Raw genomic sequence first — 24,540 nt, forward strand, 5'->3', positions numbered from 1 at the left:
GACAACTGGCCCCGCTTTTTTACTTCCCACTCACCGCCCACATGGCAACTCCCAAAACCACCGCCGCAGGTGCCGCAGCCGCCGCCCCTGATGCATCCCTGACCATCACCCCGCCGCCCACCCGCGCCTACCTCACGCCCACCGTGGACGAGGCCAGCGGCGAAGTCACCGAAACGAGCCGCTTCCGCTACCTGGCTGGCCATCCACGCCAGATTCGTTTCGACGCGAAGGCCGGCCAGTTCAACATCGGCGGCATCACCCCGCTTGGCAACTCGCTGGAATTTGTGCCCCTGGCTTGGCGCATTTTCTCCGACAACATCCTAAACATGGGCCGCAAAACGTGGGCCGAGCTGTTTTTTGTCGACGCCAAAGGCGCCGTGTGCGCCGTGCTTTTCCACGGCTACAGCGTCGAGAACCTATACCGCCTCATCGAGCCACTGTTTTACGACGACCTGACCCTGGCCGACGTGAAGGTGAAAATCACGGCCGAGAAGAAGCAGACCATCAAGGACGAGAAAACGGCCACCTACTACATCGCCCAATTCAGCTACACGCCCGCCGACCCGGCCGAGGTGCAGGCCCTGTGCGAGTTTGCCGAGGACTTCCCCATCTGGCGCGAAGAAACCTACACCGGCCTGGCCGAAATCAAGACCAGCGCCGGCTACACCGTGCCCCAGGCCGAGGACCAAGTGACCCCTTTGGGGCAGCAGCTCGAAGCCGCCGAAGACGCGCCGGCCGCGGCTGCCTAACCACCGGGCGGGGCCAGCACCGCCACAGCTGGCCCCGTCCGAATCGGCGGCACCCTTCGACGATACCGCCAGAGCTAGCGGCCCACGGCCCGGCTCAATTCCTCACCGCTTCATTTCCATTCCCATGCTGCAACTCCCCGAACTCCGCCAGGAGCAAGCCCCCAATTCCCCCGAGGAAGCCGCCCGCCTCACCGAGCTGGCCCAACTGGTCACCACCACCGCCCCGTTGGCCGACGTGCGCGACCTCGCCCCCGACGTGCGCCGGCTGTTTCCCGAGCCGGCTTACGAAGTCGGCTGCGGCGGCTCCCACATCTGGCTGCACCGCGCCGACGAAGGCCAGCGCCTGGCCTGCATCATCGACCGCTACCAATAGCCCCATTCCAAACCGCAATTCCCTAAACGCCGCCATGTTCACCAACCACCGCCACCACGCCGGCCTGACGCAGGAAGCCCACCGCGCCCTGCCCTTCCTTTCCAACACGGACCTAACCGAAGCCAAAAACCGGGCCCTCGGCATCACCCGCCAGCCCAACCCGCAGGCCCTGGCTTTCGGCAGCCACTTCCACACGGCGGTACTGGAGCCCGACCAGTACCAGCGCACCACCCAGCGCGTACCGTGGGCACAGATAGAGGAACTGGCCGCCGCCGTGCGCCGCCAACGCTTTTGCCGGGACCTCCTTTACCGAGGCCAGGCCGAGCAGACCCACACCGCCACCCACGAGGCCACCGGCCTCACCGTGAAAGTGCGCCCCGACCTGCTAATCACCAGCCCCAAAACGGGCCGGCGTGTGCTAGTCGACTTCAAAACCACCAGCGCCCAGGATTATGCCCACTTTGTCGCCACCATCGAGCAGTACGACTACGACCGCCAAGCCGCCCTATACTCCGACCTGCTAAGCGCCGCCCGCTTCATTATCATTGGTGTTCAGAAAAAAAGCCCGTTCGAGGTCTGGCAGTTTGAAGTAACGCCGGCCCCTGGCCTCCTCGAACAGGGCCGCAAAAAGTACGAGCGGCTGCTGAAGGCCTGCGTCCGGCAAGGGGCTCGCTGAACCGTGCCGGCGGAAAAATGGTCGGCTGTCGTAGTTTATGCCCGGCTTACGTTCATTGCTTGACCCCATGTCCCCCTATCTCAAAAACCTCAGAAACAAAGTGGGTCCCGACCTCCTGCTGTTGCCTTCTGTAACCATACTGGCATTTGACGCGGATGGAAAAGTATTGCTGGTTCGTCACGCTAATCACAACGTGTGGGTGGCCCCGGGCGGCATGGTGGAAGTAGACGAGGACCCGAAGCAGGCCGCAATCCGTGAGATGGAAGAGGAAACCGGCTGCCAGGTAGAAGTAGACGAACTGTTGGGCGTTTATGGTGGGCCGAACTTCCGGGTGAACTACCAAAACGGGGACGAGGTGGCCTACGTCATGACCGTTTACGCTGCCCGCATTGTCGCCGGCACGCCAAGGCCAGACGGGGAAGAAACCTTTGAAGCCCGATTCTTTACTTATGCCGACACCTTGTCCTTGGCGACCGGTGAGTGGCTGCCCGAGGTGTTAAAAGATGTATTCGGACGCCGGGCTTAATTAACCAGCGCAGCGTGGTCATTGCCTCAGCAAGTACGAGAATTGGCTAAGCTGCTCGTCGCGCAGGTGCGCCATCCACCGCGCCGCCGCTTCCGGGCTGTCCATTTCCGAAGCCGGCAATGGGAATATGGGAGAAACGGAGCTGCCTTCCCCGAACTGCATGCGCAGCCCGTAGCCGCCCAAATGAGGCGACAGCACCACTTCAAATTTGAAACCGCGGGCCTCATAAGGTCCACAAAACTCCGTGATAGATTCCGCGTCTGGCAAGAACTGTTGCATAGCAGTTAAGAATAAAGGGTAGAAGAAAAAGCCAGCCGCCAGCCAGCCCGTAAAAAGTTAGTAGACCACCAACAGGTCCTCCAGTCGCGTGGTGTAGGCCGGCGTGCGCCACGCCGCCTGCCCCTTCCAGGGCGCCGGCTCGCCGGCTTTCGGCGCCATAGAGGCCGCCAGCTGCACCGTCCCTCGCCCGAAGCGCGAATTCAAGCCATCCAGCGCCGCCATCATTTTGGCGCTGCGCACGTCGGCCGCTCCGGTCACCAGCGGCGGGGCTTCTGCAAACAGGCCCAATTGCTGCGCCCCCGGAGGTTCCAGCCCCGACAGCACCACGCCCGCGTTCACGTACTGCCCGCCCGGTTCCCACAGCCGCCCCAGCAGCAGCCGGGCCCGGGCCGTCAGTTCGCGCGTGTCGCTGGTGGCCATCGGCAGCGTCAGCACCGCCGAGCGCGAGTGCCCGCCCGCATCGGGCCCAAACCGGCTTTTGCTGAGCGACACCGTGAGCACGTGGGCCAGGTCGCCCTGCTTGCGCACCTTCTCCGCCGCCCGGGCTACGAACGCCGACACCGCCCCCAGCACCGACGGCCATTCCCGCAACGGCCGCCCAAACGTGCGCGAGTGGCTGATGCTCTGCCGGCGCAGCGTCCCGTCCTCGCTCGGCGACAAGCCCGCGCAGGGGTAGCCCTGCAGCTCGCGCACCAGCCGCGCCCCCACCACGCCGCCCAGGTGCTTGCGCGCCCAGGCCTCCGACACCCGCGCCAGGTCGGCCGCCGAGTCCACGCCCGCCGCCGTCAGCTTCTGCGCGTACTGCCGGCCCACGCCCCACACGTCGCCCACCGCCACCTGCTTCAGCGCCCAGGCCCGCCGCTCGGCCGAGTCCAGGTACAGCACCCCACCCAGCGAAGCATCTTTCTTGGCCAGCCGGTTGGCCAGCTTGGCCAGCGTCTTGCTCGGCGCCACGCCCACGCACACCGGAATGCCGGTATGAGACTTCACGCCCGCCCGCAGCCGTTGGGCCAAGTCGGTCAGGTGCCCGAGATACGGCGTCAAATGCTGTTCCAGGCCGCCCAGGTCCAGGAAAGCCTCGTCAATCGAGTAGATTTCCACCCCCGGCACCGATGCGCCCAGGTACGTCATCACGCGCCGCGACATATCCCCGTACAGCGTGTAGTTTGAGCTGAACACCTGCACGTTGTGCTGCTTCAAAAAGTCTTTCACCTGAAAATAAGGGTCCCCCATTTTCAGCCCCAGCGCCTTCGCTTCGGCCGAGCGCGAGATAATGCACCCGTCGTTGTTCGACAGCACCACCACCGGCTTTCCTTCCAGCCGGGGCATGAATACCCGCTCACAACTCACGTAGAAGTTGTTGCAATCCACCAGCCCGAACATCCTTAGTCGCGGCTATGAAGCAGGGCAGCGAGCCGGCCCGGCAGCAGTTCGTGAACAACATGCGTCACCACGCCCCAGATAAACAGTTCTTCCCCGGTCCGAATCTGGTAGGGCTTAAAGGCCGGATTCGCCGGCACCAGCCACCACGATTCCCCTTTGCGCTCCAGGCGTTTCACCGTCACCTCGCCATCCAGCACGGCCACCACAATGTGCCCGTGGTCGGCCTCCAGGTGTTTGTCGACCGCCAGCAAGTCGCCGGCATGAATTTCGGCTCCGCTCATGCTCTCGCCCGCCACGCGAATCATGTACGTGGCCGAAGGGTGCCGAAACAGCAGCTGGTTTAGATTGAATTCACCCTCCAGCTCATCGGTGGCCGGCGAGGGGAATCCAGCGGGTACCCGGTAGCTGAACACCGGCAGGAAGGCAGGCATCGGCGCTTCAAGCACCGGGATAAGCAGGACGTCGTGCATAAGGCGAGTAGGATGGGTTGAACCCCCAAATAAACGCCTGCTAATTATATTAGTTTATGCGGTGGCTAACCGAATTGGCATTTGCGCCTGACACTCAGGCCAAAAACTTTTCCAACAAGCGCATAACACGTTGGTAATTATCTATAATATAGAGGTATCAAAGTTGATGAGCAGCATAATAAATTTGAAGCTGGAATTTGCCGAGCCATTCGGTGCTATCTAAATTGGCATTGGTTTCACTCCCTATTGCGCTATCCATCCCCACTAAAATGCCGAAATCAGCTACCCGCACCGTGACCTTAGACCCCGCCCAGGCGCCCGACCTGGACGGAACCACCGACTTCATAACCGACGACCCGCAAGCCGACTACCAAGCCGCCACCGACGCCGAGCTGTGCCCCATCTGCCACGACCTACTGGCCTGGCACGAGCAGGCCTGCGAGGCCCCTGCTGCCCGCGGAGCCGTTGCCGAACCCGAGGAAGAGGCGCCCGTTGCCTTGCCGACCGCCCAGGCCTTCGCGTTCGGCATCGGTCACCGCGTGCAGCCCACTTTCAGCGCCCCCGCCGCCATTACCTGGCGCGGCCAGACCAAAGAGCGCCACCCCGCCACGGGCCTTGTGCAGCGCATCAACGTCTACTACCTCGACAACGGCTATTGGGACTGCTACCGCGAAGAGGAGCTACAAGCCGCTTAGCTGCCATACCGCGCGGTTTCCACTGGGGAGCTGGCAAGTTACTTCTGCCCCGCTTCCATTTGCGCTTCACGCAGCCATGCCTTGGCCTCCTCCATGTTGCCAAACATGCGCATGTGCAGTTTCCCATCCAACCCCAGGCGCATCGATTCGGCCGACAGCGCCGCCATGGAGTCGGGGCTGACCACGTTGGCGAAGTAGGTCAAGCCGATGGCCAGGGCCCGCGGCGCCCAATCCGTCACAATCCACTCCACGGCGTGGTCCCAGGGCCCCACCACTTCCCGGTTGTCGTTGAGCAGGTACGCGCAGGCATTTTTTGCAGCGGAATCAAACAGGCGTCTGCGCCCACAATGATTCCTGGCTGCGTTTGATACCCCACCCAGTTGTTGTACACCCAACCGCTCGCCTCATCAAATTCCGTCGTGAGGTACACTTTGCCGAAGCCGTTTGTTAGTTCTGTCATCACCAGGAATCCAAGGTTGTCCGTTTGCTGCAAACCGCGACAGCCAAGGGAAGCGTAGTTGAAGGAGCTGCGAAGGTAGCCCCTGCTTGAAGTTGCCGCCACGCATGACTGCTACGGCCGACCTTACCTTTGAAGAAAACCAGCGCCACGCCATGCCCGACGAAGTTATACTTTCCGAATCCTATGGCTCCGTGCTGGTCGACGCCCTTGTTCCCTGTGTCATCGTCCAGTTTCACGGCTTCGCTAACCGAGCGGAATTTATAAACATCATGGAAACCGGGTTGGCGTACTACGAGGCCCACGCCACCGCTGAGCACCCGTGGGGCTGGATTGGCGACGTGCGCCGCATGGGTGCCATCCCCAAACCCGTACAAGACTGGCTTACCACCGATTGGAACATTCGGGCATTTAAGGCCGGTGTGCGTGAGGTCAGCATCGTAGTCGCCGAAAACGTGCTGGGCCAGTTGGCCACCCAGCAGTACGTGCAGAACACCACCGCGCGCAAAGACCAATACGAAATTGCCACGGCCACTTATCCCTCGCTGGAGGCAGCTAAACAGGGCGCCCGTGCGGCTTTCCTCCTATAAGGCTCCGCACGGCAGCACACGCAAAAAGGCCGGCTCCCAACGAAGGAAGCCGGCCTTTTCATTTGCTTGCAACAGCTGATTAGGCAGCGCGGCTCTAGCCTCTGCTTAGTCAGCTGCCACTTGTGCTTTGGCCGGAGCCGCATCAGCCGGCGCCGGGGGAGTGATGGGCGTACCCGCCACCAGCTCACCAAACAGCGGATTGTCCGGCAGCGGCTGCCCGCCGTTGCCGTCCGCCACTTGGTTGAAGAGCACCAGTTCTTCGCCGGGCGTGCTGTTTCCCAGCTCGTCCACCAGGGCACCCTTCACGCCATTGGCGTGCAGCGCCTGCGTAAGCAGCGTGTAGGTGCTCACGTCCACGTTGTAGAGCTGGTTCAGCGCATTCATCTGCGCGGCGGCGTCCTCGGCCGCTCCAATGGAGTCGGCCAACAGTTGAGCATAGCGCCGGGCCTTGGCATCGGCTTTGGCGCGGAGCTTAATGGCGCGCTTCATGCGCCGCTTGAATTGGGTTTGATAGGCTGTAAGTGCCATAACTAGCAAAAAGTAAGGAGTGGAAAAAAGAGCGGCCGGCCGTTAGTGGCCGGCCGCTCTGTACCAAAGTGCCCGAAGGCTAGGCCACGTACTCAATGGCCAGGGGGTTCGTGCTGTTGTTGTTCAGCGGGTAGAACTTGCCATTAATCTGCTGGTAGAAGTTGATGCCAACCACACCCACCACCAGCGAAGCATCAGCCGGGGCCGCGGGGAAGGTGGCCACCACCGCCTGATTCGCCAGCGGCGCGCCATTCAGCGGCAGAATGCCCAGCGGAGCCGCTACCACGCCGTTCGTGTAGGTCAGCGCCTCCATGTCCAGCTCCGAGGCGGCAAACACCACCTCGAAGTGCGTAGCACCCTGCGGTGCGGCAATGTCGCTGGCCGGATTCAGCGCCGGAATGCGCATCGTCACGTCCGCGCCGGCGCCCGATACTTCATAGGGGAAGTACATGGTCTGGCCGATGCCGGCCCCGGCGTTGAAGTTGAAGCCGAGCAACGGGGCCGAGTTCGAAGCGTCGAACACGCGCTGGCCCCGGTCGTTCGTGTCGTCGAGGCCGATAAGCTCGCGCATCTTCTGCGTGAGGCGCGAGGTCACGCGGCTGTCGCTGGCCGCCGAAATAGCCACGCGCAGCGAGTCGCGCAAGAGCTTGCTGTACTTGGCCGCCAAGCCAAATTCAGCCGCGTTTTCACGGGTACGGGCCATGCTGGCCGAGCCAGAGAAGGCCGCTTTGTTGGAGGCGGGTTTTTGACGGACAGTGCCGTTTTTGGAGAAGACAAGGCCGCCTACCGTGCCTTGCAGTCCCAGAATGCCAGTTTGAGAGGCCATGAGAAAAGGGGATAAAAAATGAGAGTAAGAACCCGGCTGCTTTCACTTGCGCGGCTTTGTTACCAGGTGCAGCCAACCCGGTAGCGCCGCTTGATTTCAGAATTGAAGGACCGCCACAGCTTGGGCAGCACGGCTTGGCTTACGCCGCACTTCCACAGCCCGCGCCTGTCCCGCTGCGCCGCCACTTGCTGTTGTGCCCGCCCCGCCACCGTCCGGCTCGGGTCGTAGGCCCAAGCCCAGCCCCGCACCACCAGCAGCGAATCCAGCGGCACCGCGCGGCCCGCCGCGGCCACCGTCGACACCGGCAGTAGCACCGCCCCCAGCGTCCGGCCGTAGAGGTCCAGGCCGGCCCGCGCCACCAGCACCACCCGCCCCGGCGCCAGCAGCCGCGCCACCGAGTCCGTAGCCTGCGGCCCAAACGCCTGGTCCTGCTCCGGCGCATCCACGCCCAGCAGCCGCAGCCGGTAGGTGCTGGAGCCCGAGAGCACGATGTAAGTGTCACCGTCGATGACGCGCACAACGCGGGCCGCCTCCGCGGCGGCAGCGGCGCGCACGGTCAGCGACGAGACCGAGAAGTCATCGGACCGGCTGCCAATGCAGCCCCCCGCCAACAGCCCCGCCAATGCGAGCCCGCTCACCCTCGAAATAATCCGTTTACACAACATGGGCCGAACCTACGGCCCGGTTTTAGCGGTTGTATCTTAGCCTGCCACTTTTACCCAAAACCCTCCCATTATGCCCCAGGTCTGCATCTGCCCGAAGGAGGCAGCCCAGCTAATCGGCACCAAATACAGCACCGCCAAGGTCCTGCTGCAGCGCATCCGCAAGCACTTCGATAAGCCTGCCCGTGCCTACGTGTCCGTGGCTGAGTTCTGCCAGTTCACCCACCTCCCCGAGGCCGAGGTTTCCCGTGCCCTGAACCGTAGCTAAAGCATGGCTAAAGTATGGATGAAGCATAGCTGCAGCTTCGCCGGCTCCGCTCACACGCGCCCATGGTTGAAGGTGCAGCGTTTTATGATGTTGGCAATAGCAGGTCTTGGACTTGCCGCCTCGACGACACCGCCAGAGTTGACAGCGGCCGAAGCAGCCAAGCGCCCCGGCCAGTATGTCCACGTCCGGGCTACGGTCGTCGGTTTCCGCACCGAGCGCGCCAACCTCTGCGTGCTCAGTCTTGACCGCACCGGGCCCAAGTGCCCCCTTTTGGTTGTCGTCAAGCCTGAGCTGGTGAGCAAGCTCCAGCTGCCACCCGCCAAGCTGAAGGGGCGGGTGGTGCTGGTGCAAGGCTATGTTCACGCCACCGCCGGCGCTACGTCGCAAATCTGGTTAGACCGGGCCCCGGCGCTGTCCATTTCCCCTAATTGACCGTCCCAAATGCGGCGCATGGTCTGGTGCTGGAAATCCTCGATAATCTTGGCGTAGATGAGGGTAGTTTGCACCTTCTTGTGTCCAAGCACTTTCTGCAGCACCTCCACCGGCATCCCGCGCAGCAGGCTTTGCGTGGCAAATGTGTGGCGGGCCGTGTGCATCGTCACCAGCTCGCACTTGGGCACCGCCGCCCGCACGATGCCGCCGCTCTCCGTGCTCACCAGGTCGGCCGCCCCCGTCAGCCCCGCCAGCTTGGCCACCCGCTTCAGGTACTTGTTCATTACTTGGTTCGGGTGCACCGGCAGCAGCTTCAGCCGTTCGGGGTCGTCGTACTTGTCCAGAATGGCCGAGGCCGCCGACGTTAGATAGATGCTTACCCCGGCCCGCGTCTTGCTCATCATCAGCTTCAGCAGCCGCCCGCCGTCCCATTCGTGCAGGTGCCCTCGGTGCAGACCCGATACATCCGAGTACCGCAGCCCGGTATAACAGCAGAACAGAAATATATCCCGCGTGGGCACCAGGTTGGCCGGCAGCATGGCCGAGGCAATGCGGTCCAGTTCCGCAGCTGTTAGATACAATTTCGGGGTGTCAAACGACTTTATCACCAGCTTGCTTATTTCAATCCCTACGGCAACGCCACGTTCATCCCGCAGCCACCGCAGAAACGTTTTCAGGTCCTTGATGGCCGTGGCCACCGAGTTAGGCGCCAGCTTTCTTTCTTCCCGCAGGTACACCATCAGCCGGTCGTGCAGGGCCATGTTGTAGGTCGTTGGGTCCAGCAGTACCCCGGCCCACTTCTCAAAGCAGGCCATCCAGTTGCGGGTAACCAAGTTGTGGCGCAGCGTTTCGAACGCATACCCCCGCGCCTTCATCGAGCGCCGGTACTCGTCGTACCACACCGTCACCGATTCTTGCTTGATTACCACTGCCTCAGGTGCGGGAGCTGGCCGCAACGCTGCCTTTAGTCCTTCCAGCGTGGCAGTTTCGCCTGCAGCCCGTAGCTTGCGCCACCACGCCAAGGCCTCCGCTGTTAGCCGAGTGAGCAGCATATTGGCTTCCTCCGCGAGTGGGTAGGAGGCCCGAAACTTTTGCCGGTCAGCGTTCCAGTCCGCCGGCTTACATTTTTCGCCCGTCGAATGAACGAGGCGGAGGCCATCAAAGTAGGCCATCAGATACACCGGGCATCGCCCGGCAGCGTCCATCTTCTGGACACGGAGCACGAATTTTGTGGTCATAAACCAGGTAGCGTAATGGGTATCGCTACTCGCGTAGGAAACCCCATGATTCGCGTCGTGGAGAACCGAGACCCCCAAACGCAAAAAACCCGGAAAACTGCTTTCACGACGTGAGAAGCGGTTTTCCGGGTGCTCCGGGTGTGAATGTGTGAGCCGATTATTGGACTCGAACCAACGACCTGCTCATTACGAATGAGCTGCTCTACCAACTGAGCTAAATCGGCTTGTTCCCGGCCAACGGTTTTGGAAGGGAGTGCAAAGATAGGCAGCGCGCCGGAAGCCGCGCAACCGCCGCCCCAGAAAAATTTAGAAACCCCGCCGCCGACGCCGCGTTTGAAACGCAGCCTCCTTTCCCGCACCGTATGAAACCCCTGCCTTCGCTCGCCGCTGGCTTTGCCGGCGCCCTCGCCCTCACCGCCCTGCACGAAACCGTGCGCCGCCTGCGCCCCGAAGACGCCCCGCGCATGGACGTGCTGGGCATGCGCGGCCTGCGCAAGCTGTTGCGCAAAGCCGACGCGCCCCAGCCCGACCGCGACACCCTCTTCGACCTCACCATGGCCGGCGATATCCTCAGCAATGGCCTATACTACACCTTGGTAGGCAGCGGCAAGCATGCCCTGCGCCGGGGCCTGCTGCTGGGCGTGGCGGCGGGCGTCGGCGGCGTGGTGCTGCCCGGCCCCATGGGCTTGGGCGAAGGCCCCAGCAACCGCACGCCCCAAACCCGGGCCATGACCGTGGCCTGGTACACCGTGGGTGGCCTGGTGGCCGGGGCCGTGGCCCGGGCACTGCGGAAACGTTAGCCACCGCCCGGGCGTTGGGATAAAGCAAAGCCGGAGCTAGCGCGTCAACTAGCGTTGCCCGTACTTTGCGGCGGCCTCACCATATCCAGCTTCTATGCGCTTCTGGCTCATTTTCATCATCATTTTTTTCGCAGTGCGCTACGTGTTGCCCATCGTGCTGCGCTGGGCGCTGAACAGTTTTGTGCGCAAGCAGATGCGTAATGGCGGCTTCGTGGTGCCCCCGCAGTCGGCGCCGCGCCAAGACCGGGAGCCCGGCCAGATTCACGTCGATTACGTGCCGCCCACGGCGGCCAAGCAGAAGCCAAACGAGTTCAAAGGCGGCGAATACGTTGATTTTGAAGAAGTGAAGTAGACTGGCTGAAGCCATTCCGGAACGGTTCTGCGGAGCGCCGCTGAAGCATCTCTATTGGGAAAGTAATCTGCTTTACTCCCGGGGTAGAGATGCTTCGGCGGCGCTCCGCAGAACCGTTCCTCGTTCAGCGGATAGCGGCTTCGCGGGGTTGTGCTGTACCTTCGGGCACGTTTTTGTGTTCCCTCAAATTTGCCCTGATGGCTGCTGTTGCTTCTGCTTCTTCTGTTTCGTCCGCGCCGTGGTGGCAGCGGGCCTTGCCGCACGTGCTGGCGGTGATGTTTTTCGCCCTGCTGGCCTGCGTGTACTTCTCGCCCATTGTGTTCGAGGGCAAGACCTTGGCCCAGCACGACATCACCCAGTTCCAGGGCGGCGCCCACGAGGCCCAGCAGTACGCCAAAACCATGGGCAGGGAAGCCCTGTGGACGAATTCCATGTTTTCGGGCATGCCCACCTACTTGGTCAGCCTGCACTTTCCGGGCGACTGGTCGGGCTACCTGCAAACGGCCCTGACGCTGGGCCTGCCCGCCGTGGTGGCCAACCTGTTTCTGGCGCTGCTGTGCGGCTATATTCTGCTGGTGGCGCTGGGCGTGCGGCCGCTGGTGGCCGTGGCGGGCGCCGTGGCGCTGGGCTTTTCGAGCTACAACCTGGCCATTCTGGCCGCTGGCCACAACACCAAGAGCCTGGCCCTGGCCTACGCGCCGCTGGTGTTGGGCGGCATTCTGGTCACGTACCGACGGAATAAGTGGCTAGGCGCCGCCCTGTTTGCCGTGGCCCTCACGCTGAACGTGCACGTCAACCACTTGCAAATCACCTACTACCTGCTGCTGCTGGTGGCCATTTTCGCGGTCATCGAAGCCGTGGCCGCTTTCCGCGAAGGCCGTTTGCCCGATTTCCTGAAGCGCACCGCGCTGCTGGCGCTGGGCGCGGCACTGGCCGTGGGCGTGAGCTTCGGCCGCCTCTACACCACCGCCGAGTACAGCAAGTACAGCAACCGCGGCCCGAGCGAGCTGAAAACACCCGCCCCCACGGCCCCCGGCCAGGCGCCGGCCGCTGCCGCCGAAGACGGCGGTACGGGCGTCGACCGCGACTACGCTTTCCAGTACAGCTACGGCGTGGGCGAAACCATTACCCTGCTGATTCCCAACTTCTACGGCGGGGCCAGCTCCATGCCGCTCGGCACCGATTCCAACCTCGGCCGCGCCGGGCTGCCGGCCGAATACCTGGGCGCGATGCCGACCTACTGGGGGCAGCAGAGCTACACGGCCGGCCCGGTGTACATGGGCGCGGTGGTGTGTTTCCTGTTCATTCTGGGCCTGTTCGTGGTGGAGAAGCGCACGCGCTACTGGCTGCTGGCCGGCACGGTGCTGTCCATTCTGCTGGCCTGGGGCAAGAACTTTGAGACGTTTAACTACCTAATTTTCGACATTCTGCCGGGCTACAACAAGTTCCGGGCCGTGAGCATGGCGCTGGTAATTGCGCAGCTGGCCATGCCCATTCTGGGCGCGCTGGCGCTGAGCCGGGTGTTGCGGCCGCGCGCCGTGGTGCCCGCGGCGACGCCCGGCGCGGCGGCCGCTGCAGCTCCGGAAACGGCGGCGCTGCTGCCGAAAGTGCTGTATGCCGGCGCCATCACGGCTGGCATCTGCGTGCTGGCTTACCTGGCCAGCTTCAGCTTCGATTTTGCCGCGCCCATCGACGGCGAGCTCACCAAGCAGGGCTTCACGCCGCAGCTGCTCACGGCCCTGCGCGCCGACCGCGCCGACCTGCTGCGCAACGACGTGTGGCGCGGCCTGCTCTTCATTGGGGCGGCGCTGGGCGTGCTGTATTTCTACCTGAAAGGCAAGCTGGCCATGATGCCGGCGGCCTTAGTGATGGTGGCCCTGGTGCTGCTCGACCTCTGGGGCGTGGACAAGCGCTACCTGGGCGAGAACAAGTTTCAGCGCGAAACCATCGCCGAAGAGTTTCAGCCCACGCCGGCCGACCAGCTCATCCTGCGCGACACCGACCTGAGCTACCGCGTGCTCAACGTGCAGAACCCCTTCAACGAGGCTCAAACGTCGTATTTCCACAAGAGCATCGGGGGCTACCACGGCGCCAAGCTGCGCCGCTACCAGGACCTGATTGAGCGCCAGATTTCCAACAACAACCAGCAGGTGCTCAACATGCTGAACACGCGCTACCTCATCACCGGCGACCCCAAGCAGCCGGTGCAGCGCAACCCCGGCGCGCTGGGCAATGCCTGGTTTGTGAGCAGCGTGAAAACCGTGAACAGCCCCGACGAGGAAATGGCCGCCCTGAGCACGCTCAGCCCCGCCACCGAAGCCGTGGTGGACGCCAGCAAGTTTCCGCAGCAAAAAGCCGCCACTTACGACATCACCGGCTCCACCATCGCCCTGGCCGGCTACAGTCCCGACGAGCTGAAGTACCGCGCCAACGCTACCCACGACGGCGTGGTGGTGTTCTCCGAAATCTATTACGCCGACGGCTGGCAGGCCTTCATCGACGGCAAGCCGGTGCCGCACTTCCGCGTCGACTACGTGCTGCGGGCCCTGCAGGTGCCGGCCGGCAACCACACCATCGAGTTCAAGTTTGAGCCGAAGTCTTACGCCGTGGGCAACACGGTGTCGCTGGTGTCGAGCATTGTGCTGCTGCTGGCCCTTATCGGGGCGGGCGTGTACGTGGCCCGCCGCAAGCCCGACGCGGCCGCCCCGGCCTACGCCGCCCCGCTGGCGTAGCCTCAGCAGCTGAAAACCGGAACGGCCATGCTGCGCACGCGGCGTGGCCGTTGCTATTCAAGCTAACCGAACACGAGCCATGAGCCAGCTGCTGCAGGAACTACCCGAACCCTTGGCCCAGGCCCGCGGCGTGCGCCTGCTGCTCTGGCGCGACGACCTGGCGCACCCGGACCTGCCCGGCAACAAGGCCCGCAAGCTCAAATACAACCTGCAGGCCGCCTGCGAGCAGGGCCACCACACGCTGCTGACGGTTAGCGGGGCCTATTCCAACCACCTGGCGGCCGTGGCCACGGCCGGGCGCCTCTATGGGCTGCGCACCATTGGCCTGGTGCGGGGCGATGCGCCGCTTCCTGGTGCCGGCTCAGCCGCGCTCAACCCCACGCTGGCCCGGGCAAGCGCCGACGGCATGGAACTGCATTACCTCGACCGCAGCACCTACCGCCGCCGCGCTGAACCGGATTTCACCACCGAACTGCTCGCCCGCTTCGGCCCCGCCTACGTGCTGCCCGAAGGCGGAACCAACGCGCTGGCCCTGCCCGGCTGCGCCGAGTTGGTGGCCGAAATTCGGGCCCAAACCGACTTCGACGCGCTGGCAGTGGCGGTGGGCACGGGCGGCACGCTGGCGGGGCTGCTCACGGGCCTGGCCGGGCAGCAGCAGGCCGTGGGCGTAGCGGCCCTGAAAAACGGCGGCTTTCTGCGGGCCGAGATTGATGCGCTAACCCGGCAGGCCAGCGGCCGCGCTTTCAGCAATTACTCGCTGGAAACCGGCTACCACTTCGGCGGCTACGCCAAATACTCGGCGGAGCTGCTCGGGTTCATTCGGGCGTTTGAGGAGCGGCACGGGGTGCTGCTCGACCCCATCTACACCGGCAAGCTGCTGTTTGGCGTGCTCGATATGATTGCGCGCGGAGATTTCGCGCCGGGCAGCACGGTGGTGGCCATTCACACGGGCGGCCAGCAGGCCTGGGCCGGGTGGAACGAGCGGTTTGCGGCGAGGTAGAGACGCAACATATTGCGTCTCTATGCGCTGCCAAACGCCTTGCAGCTCCAGGGCGGCCAGGACGAACACCACCGTCAGCACCGGCGCCAGAAAGCGCACGTCCCAGTCCTCGACGGTGAGCATGATAATGGCCGCCTGCAGCAGGAAAACAGCGGCCAGAAACACCCGCGCCGGGCGCCAGATGTGGGCCCGGCGGGTGGCGCGGGCGGCCAGCCAGTAGCCGGGCCACAGCACCAGCACCCCCAGCACCCGGTGCGCCAGCGAGTAGTGCGGCTTGAGGTAGCTCACGAACACAAACAGCTTGCCCAGCATCAAGCGCCCCAGGTACAAGGGGTTGTGCGCGGCGAAGTAGAGAACCCGCATGGCCGGGCCGGTGCCGGGCGGGGGCATTTGCAGGGGCGCGGCCTGGTGCACAGCCCAGAGCGGGGAACGGAAAATCAGCTCGCCGCGCTGGTAGGTGTCCATGAGGTAGTAGGTGGCCAGCTGGTGGTTGAGGGCGCGCCACAGCAGCGGCGACAGCAGCACCAGGCCCAACAGGGCAGCGCGCCAGGCCCGGTGGTCGGGGCGCCGGCGCAGGGCGTCGAGGCCGGCCAGCCCGGCGGCCAGCGCCACCAGGAAGCCGTTGGGCCGGGCCAGTGCCGTGAGCGTCAGCAGCAGAAAAAAGCCGAGCCAGTGGCGTGGGCCGCCGTGCTGCAGGCGCGTGAAAGCGCCAAACGACAGCGCCACCAGGCTAATGAACAGCGACTCGGTGAGCAGAAAAACGTTGAACTGCTGAATGTCGGGCCAGGCAATGAACAGAAACGCGGCCAGCGCGGCCGCGCCCCCGCGCCCTCCCGCCAAGCGGCGCGTGCCCCGGTACACGGCCCGCGTGGCCAGGGCCGAAATCAGCAACTGGCCCGCCACGATGCCCCACCAGCCCAGGCCCAGCCGCAGCCACAGGCTCTCAAATAAGGGGTAGAGCACGTAGCGCAGGTTGTGGCCGGGCTCGAAATAAAACCGCTCGGCGATGTTGGCGGCGTAGGAGAGGTAGCGGCCGCTGTCGTTGGCGAAGTGGGGGCCGCGGAACTGCAGCAGGAAGCGCACTTGCACCAGCACCCACAGCGCCGCCAGCAGCCCCCGGTGCTGCCGGCCGAGGCCTTTACCCAGCAAACGAAAAAACCAAAATGCGCGCATTGGCCGCAAAGCTAGCCCGCGCCTCCGCCCAACGCCGCCGAAGCCCAGCCGTACTTACCCGCATATGAACCTTATCCGACTGTTTCGCCGCCTGCTGCCGCTGCTATTTCTGGTGGCGCTGGGCTGGTTTCTCTGGAAAAAAGTGGGCCCCACCCTGGCCGGCCTCAACCCGCTGGCGGCCGACGAGCCGCGCATCACCGTGACGCACAACACCGTCCTCACGCAGGTGGAAGCCCTGGGCCGGCTGGAACTGGTGCGCTACCGCTTCAAAGACGTGGTGGAGTACCGGCGCAAGGCCTACCGGTTTTTGCCCGAGTCGAAAGTGGCCCTGGTGGTGGGCGGCGAGGCCGTGGGCTGCATCGACCTGCGCAAGCTCAAGCCCCAGGACGTGGTGCTCGAAGGCGACTCGGTGGTGCGCGTGGCCCTGCCCGCGCCGGAGCTGTGCACTTTCCAAATCAACCACAACCAAAGCCGTGTCTTCAGCACCGAAAATGGCCTTTTTCAGGATGCTGAGCTGGTAGACGAAGGCTACAAATACGCCGAAGCCCAGGTGCGCAACGCCGCCCTGCAGTCGGGCATTCTGGCCCAAACCCAGCGCAACGCCGAGCAGATTCTCGTGCCCATGCTGCGCACCCTCACCGGCCGCCGCGTGATACTGGGCCAGCAACTGGTGCTGCCCAAAGCGGGCCCGAAACAGTAAGTCGCCCTTCTGTCATGCTGAGCGCAGCGAAGCATCTTATCACCGCTGAGTGACTCATGCAGACGTGATGAGATGCTTCGCTGCGCTCAGCATGACATTACTCGTCGTCCTCCGGCGTTTTGCCCAAGTCATCGAGCGCGATTTTGATGAGGTCCTGCTCGTAACCTTTGCCCGTGAGGTACTGCGAGATTTTCATGCGACGCACGCGCGGGTTTTTTTCCTTTTCCTGGCGGTCTTTCTTCTCCAGCACCTCGACCAGGTTCTGGTAATACTCCTCGCCGTCAATCTCCTTCATGCCCGACTTGATGCAGTACTCGCTGATACCTTTCTGCTTGAGTTCCTGCACAATGCGCCGGCGGCCCCATTTCTTCTGGCGGTAGTGGCCGCGCACGAAAGCCTGGGCAAACCGCTCTTCGTCCAGCAGCTTTTCGCGGCCCAGGCGGATGATGATTTCGCCGGCTTCGTCCTCGTCGAGGCCGTAGGAGCGCAGCTTCTGCTCCACCTCTTTCTGGGTGCGCTCCTGGTAGGCGCAAAAGGCGGCAATCTTTTGCAGGGCTTCGCCGGGCGTGTATTGTTTGGGCGCTTTGTCGGGGTTTTTGAACATGAATACCGATGAACAGTTAGCAGGTAGCGGCGCGAGGCTTCTCGGCCGGGCCCGCAGGTTTTTACCTAACATCCTTCCGCAAAGTTCGTTTCCCACCCGTCGCGCTTCCCGTCGTTTCATTGGCTAGTAATCTTTCTCCCGGCGTGCGGCTCATGCTGCTGAGCACCGTGCTGTTTGCGGGCATGAACGCCTGCGTGAAGCAGCTGCACCACCTGCCGGCGCTCGAAATCATTTTCTTTCGCTCGCTCTTTTCCATCGTGGCCAGCTACGCGGCGCTGCGGCGGCTGGGCGTGGCCCCGTTTGGCCACAACCGGGCCTTGCTCATCAGCCGGGGCAGCACGGGCGCGCTGGCCCTGATGTGCTACTTCGCGTCGTTGCAGCACCTGCCGCTGGCCACGGCCGTCACGGTGCAGTACCTGGCCCCCATTTGCACGGCCGTGCTGGGCATCTGGCTGGTGCGCGAGCCCGTGCGGCCCTGGCAATGGCTGTTTTTCGGGCTGAGTTTTGGCGGGGTGCTGCTGGTGGGGCACGGCAGTCCGACCGCGGCGGGCCGCGCCGCGGTGGCCGCGGGCAGCAATTGGCTGTACCTGGCGGTGGGCGTGCTCAGCGCCGTGATATCGGGCCTGAGCTACAACGCCATCCGCACCTTGCGGGGGCGCGAGCATCCGGTGGTTATCGTGTTCTACCTGCCGCTGATTTCGCTACCGCTCACGGCGGTGGCCTGCCTGTTTCAGTGGCGCACGCCGCAGGGGCTCGACTGGCTCTGGCTGCTGGCCTGCGGGGCCTTCACCCAGGCCGCCCAGGTGGCCATGACGCGCGCCTACCAGCTGGAGCGCCTCGGCCGGGTGGCGCCGCTCAATTACCTGGGCATTCTGTACGCGTTGGCGCTGGGGTACTTGCTGTTTGGCGAGAGCTTCGGGTCCCTGGCGTATGCGGGCATTGGGCTGGTGCTGGCCGGGGTGGGGCTCAATGCCTGGTACACGGGCCGGCGCAGCGCGGCCGCCGCCGTGCCGGCGCCGGCCGCGGAAGTGGCGGCGTAGGAAGCAAGGGTCTTGTACATAGCGCTTTGCATATAAATGTCAGGGTTTCTACCGATTTGTCTAAGGGTTTCTACTCAAATATGGCGGTGAGGCAAAGCGGGGGCGCAGCGGGGGCGTAAGGGATTGAAGTTCTTCTCCATTCACCCTTTCTACATTCCTTTTATGCACAACCCCAACAACCTCCTGGCCGAGCCCGCCGATGCCCCCGGCCGTGGCCTGACCAGCCCGTTGGCCCGGCGCAGTTTCTTGCGCTACTCGGGCGCGGGCCTCGCTCTCGGCGGCCTGTGGCTGTCCGGCTGCTCCAAAGACGACGACACCGACCCCAACAGCGGGCTCATCGACGTGGGCAGCGGCGACACCGGCATCCTCAACTACGCCTACGCGCTGGAGCAGCTCGAAGCCGCCTTCTATACCCAGGTGGTGGCCTCGTACTTCACCGGCGCCACCGCCGCCGAGAAGGCCATCCTCTCGGATTTGAAAGACCACGAAATCAGCCACCGGGAGTTTTTCAAGCGCGCCATCACGTCGGGCCGCATCAGCGACAACCTGCAGCCCGATTTCAGCAACATCGACTTCACGCAGCGCACCACTACCTCGGGCAAGCTGGGCGTGCTGAACGCCGCCATGGCGTTTGAAGACCTGGGCGTGGCCGCCTACAACGGCGCCGGCCGCTTCATCACCGACCCTGCCTATCTGACCCTAGCTGGTAAAATCGTATCGGTGGAGGCGCGGCACGCCGCCCTGATTCGGGAGATGATTACCGCGAACACCTTCGTGGCCAACGACGTGGTGGACCTGACCACCAGCACCACCAACAACCTGAGCGGCACGGGCAACGTGTCGGGCAACGTGAGCGGCACGGGCCAGGAGCGCTCCAAGCGCCCGCCGGTGGTGCTGAGCACCGCTAACAACTACCTGGCCGCGGGCTCCAAACTCAGGGCCAACAGCTTCGCCTAGCCCGGTCGGCCCGTTTTTCATCTCCTAATCTCCGCTATACCATGGACTTATTTCAAATCATTGACGACATCGCCAAGGTCGACCCCGAGGTGTATGACCGGTTCGATTCGCGCCGGGCGGCTTTCCGCAATTTTCTGGGCTTCGGCAAAAAAGTGTCGGCCGCGGCCTTGCCGCTGGCCATGAGCACCCTGTTCAACAAGGCCTATGGGCAAACCGCCACCCCCGTGGTGACGGCCACCCTAAACTTGGCGCTGCAACTCGAATACCTTGAGTTTTTCTACTACGACCAGGCCCTGAACTCGCCCGGCCTGAACCTGACTTCGGAAGAGCGCCGCGCCATTGAAATCATTCGCAACGACGAATTGCTGCACATCAACACCTTGCGCGGGGCGTTGGGCACCGCCGCCATCGCGCCGCTCACCCGCCAGAACTTCGACTACACCACTTCGCAGAACAAGAGCCGCACGCCTGTGCTGGCCCCGCTGGTGGCCCTGGGCGGCACTACCGACCCCGTCAACGGCCAGTTTACCGACAAAGCGGTGTTCCTGCTTGCCGCCCAGCAGTTCGTCGACACGGGCGTGCGGGCTTACAAAGGCGGTGCCCCCAACCTGATGTCGAACAAAGACATTTTGGAAGCCGCCCTCAACATTCACTCCGTGGAGGCGCGCCACTCGTCGCGCATTCGCTCGTTGCGGCGCGGCGGCGCGCTGGCCACGGCCGCCCCCAAAAGCTGGATTACGCCGGACGAAACCACGGCCACGCCGCCGCTGCCCAACAGCAGCAACGTGGCCAACGCCCCCGCCAACGTAGGCCCGTACATAGCGGGCCTGCCCGTGGCCACTTACCCGGCCGAAAACAACACCACCCAAGCCACCTTCGACGTGCAAGGCGTGGGCAACTTGTCTTCGAGCACGGCAGGGGCCGAAGCGTTTGACGAGCCGCTGAACGCCGAAACGGTGCGCGCCATCGCCAAAAACTTCGCGGCCAACCCGGCCCAGTTGTTCAACCCGTAGCCAGCTGTGAGATTAGAAAAGCAGAAGGGCCGCCCGTGGGTGGCCCTTTTTGTTGGGAATGGCCCAAAGCAACCTCCGCCGCGCGGTTGGCATCAGTTACAGCGGGGCCGTACCTTGGGCGGGCCTACGCTTTCTGCTACTTGCCGCTGTATGTCCTCGCCTGTTCTGCGTTTTCTTCTCCTTGCCTTATTGTTGAGCGGGCTGCCTGCTTTTAGCCGTGCCGGCGTCATCAAAGGCACCGTGCGCGGGGCCAACCAGCAGGGACTAGCGTTTGCCAACGTGGCGGTGCGCGGCTCGGCCACCAGCACCGGCGCCAACGAGCAGGGCGAGTACCAACTGCGCCTCGCGGCGGGCCGCTACGAGTTGGTGTTTCAGTACGTGGGCTACCGGCCGCAGGTGCAGCCCGTGCGCGTGCCCGGCGGCGACTCGCTCCTGACCGTGAACGTGACCCTGCAGGCCGAAGCCTACAACCTGGGCGAAGTGCTGGTGAAGTCCTCGGACCGCGACCCGGCCTACGCCATCATCCAACAAGCCCAGCAGTGGCGGGCTTACCACCGGCGCGAGGTGGCCGCCTACCGGGCCCGCATCTACATCAAGGCCCTGGGTCGCATTGACGACACCCCAGCCAAAATCATGGGCCTGTTCAAGCTGGGCCCCGACATCAAAAAGGGCATCTTTTACCTGTCCGAGAGCTTGTCCGATTTCAGCTTCACGCAGCCCAACGTGGTGAAGGAACGCATGATATCGAGCCGGGTGAGCGGCGACTCGCGCGGCCTGAGTTTCAACCGGGCCAGTGCGGGGCGCAACCTGGGCTTCTATGAGAACCTGATAAAGCCGGCGTTTTCGGAGCGCGGGTTCGTGTCGCCCATTGCCGCCAACGCCATGCTGTTTTACAAGTACGAACTGGTGGGCAGCACGCCCCGCGGCGGCGAGGTGGTGCACAAAATCCGGGTCATTCCGCGCCGGCGCACCGACCCCGTTTTCTCGGGCTACATCTACATCGTGGACGGCTCCTGGCGCATTCACTCCGTCGATTTGAGCCTGGACCAGGACGCCCAGATTGACTACGTCGACAACCTGACCATTAACCAGCAATACGCGCCCGCGCCGGGCAACCCCAACGTGTGGCTCATCCAGTCGCAGCAGGTGCGCGCCAGCTTGTCGGGGCTGGGATTCAAAGGGTCGGGCTACATCACGGCCGTGCTTTCCAACTACGCCAACGTGGTGCCCACCTACCCGTCCCCGCCCGAGCCCAAGGCCGCCCCACCCGTGGTGGCCGAGAAGCCCGACGCGCCCATGGGCCAGGAAACTGCCGCCCAAATTCGCAAGCGCAAGCCCGACCTGCGCGGCCTCAACGCCCAGGTGCGCAAGAAGGTGAAGCAGGCCCAGCGCGACTCCCTCAAAAACGACCCCTTTGCCAGCATGGGCCGGGGCGAGGTGCAGCGCATCGAGAAAGGCGTGAACGAACGCGACTCGGCTTACTGGGACGCCATTCGCCCGGTGCCCCTCACGGCCGAGGAAATGAAGGACTACCGCGTGAAAGACAGCACGGAGGTCATCCGCAAGTCGCGCCCCTACCAGGACTCGCTGGACAAGAAGCGCAACGAGTTCGAGTTTACCAGCCTCATATTGGGCGGCTACACCCACCAGAACACCTTTAAAAAACAGTCGGTGTCGGTGCTGCCGGTGGCTCAGATTTTCCAATACAACACCGTGGAGGGCGTCGTGCTCAACGCCCAGGCCATCTTCAACCAGCGCACCGACGACCGGCGGTATTTCACCATCACGCCCACGCTGCGCTACGGCTTCAGCAGCGAGGCGCTGAATCCCAGCCTGAACGCCACCTGGCAGCTGCACCCGGCCAAGCTCAAGCAAATCAGCGTGGTGGCCGGCCGCACCATCGAGAACTTCGACAAGAACACGCAGCTCACGCCGGCCATCAATACCTTCTACACGCTCTACCTCAACCGCAACTACGCCAAGCTCTACCGCCGCGACGGCGCCGAGTTTACCTACCTCACCGAGCCGGTGAACGGCCTGAACCTGCGCGCCTCGGCCGGCTACTTCGACCGCCACGAGCTGGCCAACACCACCGACCGCCTCATCCACGACGTGCCGGGCCGGGCCTTCACGCCCAACGTGCCCCTGAGCGACGAACTGACCGACACTCAATTCGGCCGAAGCCGCATCCTCACCGTAGGGCTGTCGCTCGACTACAAGCCCGGCCAGCGCTACATCAACCGGCCCGATGGCAAGTTCAACTTGGGCTCGAAGTGGCCTACGTTCAACGTGCAGGGCCGCGCGGCCCTGCCCGGCCTGCTGGGCGCCGACGTGCGCTACCTGCTGCTGCAGGCCGGCGTGCGCGATGCCGTGCCGCTGGGCCTGCTGGGCACCAGCAACTTCCGCCTGAACGTGGGCGGCTTTGTGGGCAAGCGGGAGGGCATGACCTTCATCGACTACCGCCACTTCTCCGGCAACCAAACCCTGCTCACCGGCAATTTCAGCTACTTCCAACTGCTGGACTACTACCGCTTCAGCACCAACAACGCCTACCTCGAAGCTCACTACGACCACCACTTCAACGGCTTCTTCCTCAACTACGTGCCGCTGCTGCGCAAGCTGAAATGGCAGGAAGTGGCCTCGCTCAACTATCTCACCACGAAGCAGGCCGGCCACTACGTGGAAGTGGGCGTGGGCCTCGAGCACATCCTGAAGGTGTTCCGGGTCGATTTCTACACCGCCCTGCAAAGCGGCGAGCGGCTCGGCACGGGCTTCCGGGTAGGGTTTGGCTTTTAAATAAATGGCCCCAGAGGCTTCCGCCAAACGCCGGGAGTATTTGCTGGCTAAACGGTTATGTTTGTTCCTCACCCCGCACCGCTCGCCCATGTCTTCCACGCCTGCCGATTTGCTGCCCGCTGATGAGTCCGAACGGCTGCGCAACCTGCGCGCCAACGAGGTGCTGCCCACGCTCATTGAGCCTGTATTTGAGGAATTTGTGGCCCTCACGGCTCAGGTGTTCAGCCTCCCCATTTCGCTCATTGCCGTGGTGGAGGAAGACGACGTGTACTACCCCGCCAACCACGGCATGCCCGGCAACGACCGCCAGGCCCGCGTGGAGGCCTTGTGCTCCACGGCGGTGCAGCAGGCCCGCGCCGTGGTCTACCACGACTTGCTCCTGGAAACCGCCGCCCTCACGCCCGAGGCCGTGCGCGCCGCCGAGGAAAATGAGTTGCGCTTCTACGCCGGGGCGCTGCTGCACTTGCCCAACCAGCCGCCGCTGGGCACGCTCTGCATCATCGACCGCCAGCCCCGCACCCTGAGCGAGGCCGAGCAGCAATTGCTGGAACAGCTGGCGGCCCTGGTCAGCCAGGCCATTGCGGTGCGAGTGGCATGCCTGGGGCAGCCCGCGCTGGGAGTAGAGCAATGGGAAACCGTGCGGGCGCAATTGCAGGAAGAGCTGCGCGAGCTCACGGCGTTGGTGCGCTACCTCTTCACCCGCCACGGCGTGCAAGTGCCCGTGCCGGCCGAGCTACTCACGCAGGTGAGCCGGCGTCTCTCCGACATTAAGGCGCTACTGGACGAACACCGCTGCGCGTAAGCCTGCCCGCCAGTACTTCGCGCCAACAAAAACGCCTGCCCGGCCCCACGAGCGTGGGCCAGGCAGGCGTTTTGCTGCCGAACGCAGCCGAAAGTTAGTCGGCAGCGGTGCGCTTGCGGTCGCGCAGGCGCTTGAGGCCGTAGGCCGCGCCGCCGGCCAGCAGCAGCGAAGCACCGCCGTCGATGGGCACTTCGGCGGCGGGCGTGCCGGGCGTGGGGCCGCCCGAGCCGGGGCCCTGGGCCAGGGCGGGCGTAAAGGCACCGGCCAGCAGGCACACGCCCGCGGCAGAAAGAACGAGGCGAAGCGCCGGGGTCAGAATTTTCATGGGAAAGAAAGAATGAGTTGCAATGAGACGGAAACCCGGCCCAAGCCGGCCCCGGAGCTACAGCAGCACCCGGGGCCGGCGGTCAGGCCATTCA

27 protein-coding genes and 1 tRNA gene are annotated in these 24,540 nt (G+C 63.9%); 17 read left to right on the forward strand and 11 right to left on the reverse strand.

Translation table 11 applies throughout. The features are described 5' to 3' along the window. Positions 1–41 precede the first annotated feature (41 nt). From JAO73_RS01740 to JAO73_RS01755, 4 genes are all read left to right on the forward strand, one after another. On the forward strand, positions 42–749 hold the full coding sequence (locus JAO73_RS01740; protein ID WP_233168629.1) for a hypothetical protein: 708 nt from the start codon (positions 42–44) through the stop codon (positions 747–749). Positions 750–873: 124 nt separating this feature from the next. Beyond that, positions 874–1,122, forward strand: coding sequence for a hypothetical protein (locus JAO73_RS01745; RefSeq protein WP_198975444.1), 249 nt, complete (start codon positions 874–876; stop codon positions 1,120–1,122). A gap of 34 nt (positions 1,123–1,156) precedes the next feature. Further along, on the forward strand, positions 1,157–1,798 hold the full coding sequence (locus JAO73_RS01750) for a PD-(D/E)XK nuclease-like domain-containing protein (protein ID WP_198975445.1): 642 nt from the start codon (positions 1,157–1,159) through the stop codon (positions 1,796–1,798). Positions 1,799–1,865: 67 nt separating this feature from the next. Continuing rightward, positions 1,866–2,324: an NUDIX domain-containing protein gene (locus JAO73_RS01755; protein ID WP_198975446.1), complete on the forward strand. Its 459-nt coding sequence runs from the start codon at positions 1,866–1,868 to the stop codon at positions 2,322–2,324. Between the two features lie 18 nt (positions 2,325–2,342). On the opposite strand, the gene JAO73_RS01760 is transcribed toward JAO73_RS01755, so the two are convergent. The 3 genes from JAO73_RS01760 to JAO73_RS01770 are packed head-to-tail and all read right to left on the reverse strand — an operon-like array spanning position 2,343 to position 4,456. Further along, a complete protein-coding gene (locus JAO73_RS01760; protein WP_198975447.1) occupies positions 2,343–2,603 on the reverse strand; it encodes a hypothetical protein in 261 nt (86 codons plus the stop codon). Between the two features lie 57 nt (positions 2,604–2,660). Beyond that, a complete protein-coding gene (locus tag JAO73_RS01765; RefSeq protein ID WP_198975449.1) occupies positions 2,661–3,986 on the reverse strand; it encodes a Y-family DNA polymerase in 1,326 nt (441 codons plus the stop codon). 2 nt (positions 3,987–3,988) lie between these two features. Next, complete coding sequence (locus JAO73_RS01770; RefSeq protein WP_198975451.1) at positions 3,989–4,456, reverse strand: LexA family protein; 468 nt, start codon at positions 4,454–4,456, stop codon at positions 3,989–3,991. A gap of 269 nt (positions 4,457–4,725) precedes the next feature. On the opposite strand from JAO73_RS01770, the gene JAO73_RS01775 reads away from it, so the two are divergent. Beyond that, positions 4,726–5,151, forward strand: a complete 426-nt coding sequence (locus JAO73_RS01775) for a hypothetical protein (protein ID WP_198975452.1) — start codon at positions 4,726–4,728, stop codon at positions 5,149–5,151. A gap of 38 nt (positions 5,152–5,189) precedes the next feature. Here the strand turns inward: JAO73_RS01775 and JAO73_RS01780 are convergent, their stop codons facing one another. Beyond that, positions 5,190–5,426, reverse strand: a complete 237-nt coding sequence (locus tag JAO73_RS01780) for a hypothetical protein (protein ID WP_198975454.1) — start codon at positions 5,424–5,426, stop codon at positions 5,190–5,192. 289 nt (positions 5,427–5,715) lie between these two features. Between JAO73_RS01780 and JAO73_RS01785 the strand changes: the two genes are divergently transcribed. After that, positions 5,716–6,198 (forward strand): hypothetical protein, encoded by a 483-nt coding sequence (locus JAO73_RS01785; protein ID WP_198975455.1) that lies wholly within the window; start codon positions 5,716–5,718, stop codon positions 6,196–6,198. A gap of 105 nt (positions 6,199–6,303) precedes the next feature. On the opposite strand, the gene JAO73_RS01790 is transcribed toward JAO73_RS01785, so the two are convergent. The 3 genes from JAO73_RS01790 to JAO73_RS01800 all read right to left on the reverse strand — a co-directional run bounded on the left by JAO73_RS01790 (position 6,304) and on the right by JAO73_RS01800 (position 8,190). Next, a complete protein-coding gene (locus JAO73_RS01790; RefSeq protein ID WP_198975456.1) occupies positions 6,304–6,726 on the reverse strand; it encodes a hypothetical protein in 423 nt (140 codons plus the stop codon). Positions 6,727–6,805: 79 nt separating this feature from the next. Further along, positions 6,806–7,552 carry a hypothetical protein gene (locus JAO73_RS01795; RefSeq protein WP_198975459.1) on the reverse strand — a complete coding sequence of 249 codons (747 nt, stop codon included), beginning with the start codon at positions 7,550–7,552 and terminating at the stop codon, positions 6,806–6,808. 59 nt (positions 7,553–7,611) lie between these two features. After that, positions 7,612–8,190 (reverse strand): thermonuclease family protein, encoded by a 579-nt coding sequence (locus JAO73_RS01800; protein ID WP_317191184.1) that lies wholly within the window; start codon positions 8,188–8,190, stop codon positions 7,612–7,614. A 97-nt stretch (positions 8,191–8,287) separates the two neighbouring features. On the opposite strand from JAO73_RS01800, the gene JAO73_RS01805 reads away from it, so the two are divergent. Further along, entirely contained in the window at positions 8,288–8,482 is a 195-nt protein-coding gene (locus JAO73_RS01805) for a hypothetical protein (protein ID WP_198975462.1), read from the forward strand. A gap of 359 nt (positions 8,483–8,841) precedes the next feature. Here the strand turns inward: JAO73_RS01805 and JAO73_RS01810 are convergent, their stop codons facing one another. Then, a complete protein-coding gene (locus tag JAO73_RS01810; RefSeq protein ID WP_198975468.1) occupies positions 8,842–10,152 on the reverse strand; it encodes a site-specific integrase in 1,311 nt (436 codons plus the stop codon). A 151-nt stretch (positions 10,153–10,303) separates the two neighbouring features. Next, a tRNA-Thr gene (locus tag JAO73_RS01815) sits at positions 10,304–10,376 on the reverse strand. Between the two features lie 138 nt (positions 10,377–10,514). Here JAO73_RS01815 and JAO73_RS01820 point away from each other — a divergent pair. The 5 genes from JAO73_RS01820 to JAO73_RS01840 all read left to right on the forward strand — a co-directional run bounded on the left by JAO73_RS01820 (position 10,515) and on the right by JAO73_RS01840 (position 16,909). Continuing rightward, entirely contained in the window at positions 10,515–10,952 is a 438-nt protein-coding gene (locus tag JAO73_RS01820; RefSeq protein ID WP_198975470.1) for a hypothetical protein, read from the forward strand. 94 nt (positions 10,953–11,046) lie between these two features. Next, complete coding sequence (locus JAO73_RS01825) at positions 11,047–11,304, forward strand: DUF4834 family protein (protein ID WP_198975471.1); 258 nt, start codon at positions 11,047–11,049, stop codon at positions 11,302–11,304. Between the two features lie 197 nt (positions 11,305–11,501). Beyond that, complete coding sequence (locus JAO73_RS01830; protein ID WP_198975472.1) at positions 11,502–14,036, forward strand: YfhO family protein; 2,535 nt, start codon at positions 11,502–11,504, stop codon at positions 14,034–14,036. 79 nt (positions 14,037–14,115) lie between these two features. Then, on the forward strand, positions 14,116–15,036 hold the full coding sequence (locus tag JAO73_RS01835; protein ID WP_198975473.1) for a 1-aminocyclopropane-1-carboxylate deaminase/D-cysteine desulfhydrase: 921 nt from the start codon (positions 14,116–14,118) through the stop codon (positions 15,034–15,036). A 1,237-nt stretch (positions 15,037–16,273) separates the two neighbouring features. Beyond that, entirely contained in the window at positions 16,274–16,909 is a 636-nt protein-coding gene (locus JAO73_RS01840; RefSeq protein ID WP_198975474.1) for a DUF4230 domain-containing protein, read from the forward strand. Positions 16,910–17,006: 97 nt separating this feature from the next. On the opposite strand, the gene JAO73_RS01845 is transcribed toward JAO73_RS01840, so the two are convergent. After that, a complete protein-coding gene (locus tag JAO73_RS01845; RefSeq protein WP_198975475.1) occupies positions 17,007–17,513 on the reverse strand; it encodes a regulatory protein RecX in 507 nt (168 codons plus the stop codon). Positions 17,514–17,665: 152 nt separating this feature from the next. Between JAO73_RS01845 and JAO73_RS01850 the strand changes: the two genes are divergently transcribed. The 5 genes from JAO73_RS01850 (at position 17,666) to JAO73_RS01870 (ending at position 24,121) form a co-directional block, all read left to right on the forward strand. Beyond that, positions 17,666–18,553 (forward strand): DMT family transporter, encoded by an 888-nt coding sequence (locus JAO73_RS01850; protein ID WP_198975476.1) that lies wholly within the window; start codon positions 17,666–17,668, stop codon positions 18,551–18,553. Positions 18,554–18,715: 162 nt separating this feature from the next. After that, positions 18,716–19,510 (forward strand): ferritin-like domain-containing protein, encoded by a 795-nt coding sequence (locus JAO73_RS01855; RefSeq protein WP_198975477.1) that lies wholly within the window; start codon positions 18,716–18,718, stop codon positions 19,508–19,510. Between the two features lie 41 nt (positions 19,511–19,551). After that, positions 19,552–20,523, forward strand: coding sequence for a ferritin-like domain-containing protein (locus JAO73_RS01860; RefSeq protein WP_198975478.1), 972 nt, complete (start codon positions 19,552–19,554; stop codon positions 20,521–20,523). Between the two features lie 150 nt (positions 20,524–20,673). Further along, positions 20,674–23,319 carry a DUF5686 and carboxypeptidase regulatory-like domain-containing protein gene (locus tag JAO73_RS01865; RefSeq protein WP_198975479.1) on the forward strand — a complete coding sequence of 882 codons (2,646 nt, stop codon included), beginning with the start codon at positions 20,674–20,676 and terminating at the stop codon, positions 23,317–23,319. 88 nt (positions 23,320–23,407) lie between these two features. After that, complete coding sequence (locus JAO73_RS01870; RefSeq protein ID WP_198975480.1) at positions 23,408–24,121, forward strand: GAF domain-containing protein; 714 nt, start codon at positions 23,408–23,410, stop codon at positions 24,119–24,121. A gap of 94 nt (positions 24,122–24,215) precedes the next feature. Here the strand turns inward: JAO73_RS01870 and JAO73_RS01875 are convergent, their stop codons facing one another. After that, positions 24,216–24,446 (reverse strand): PID-CTERM protein-sorting domain-containing protein, encoded by a 231-nt coding sequence (locus tag JAO73_RS01875; protein ID WP_233168630.1) that lies wholly within the window; start codon positions 24,444–24,446, stop codon positions 24,216–24,218. Positions 24,447–24,540: the final 94 nt, after the last annotated feature.

Origin of the sequence: Hymenobacter miniatus (assembly GCF_016427455.1) — a bacterium.
Taxonomy (GTDB): Bacteria; Bacteroidota; Bacteroidia; order Cytophagales; family Hymenobacteraceae; genus Hymenobacter; species Hymenobacter armeniacus.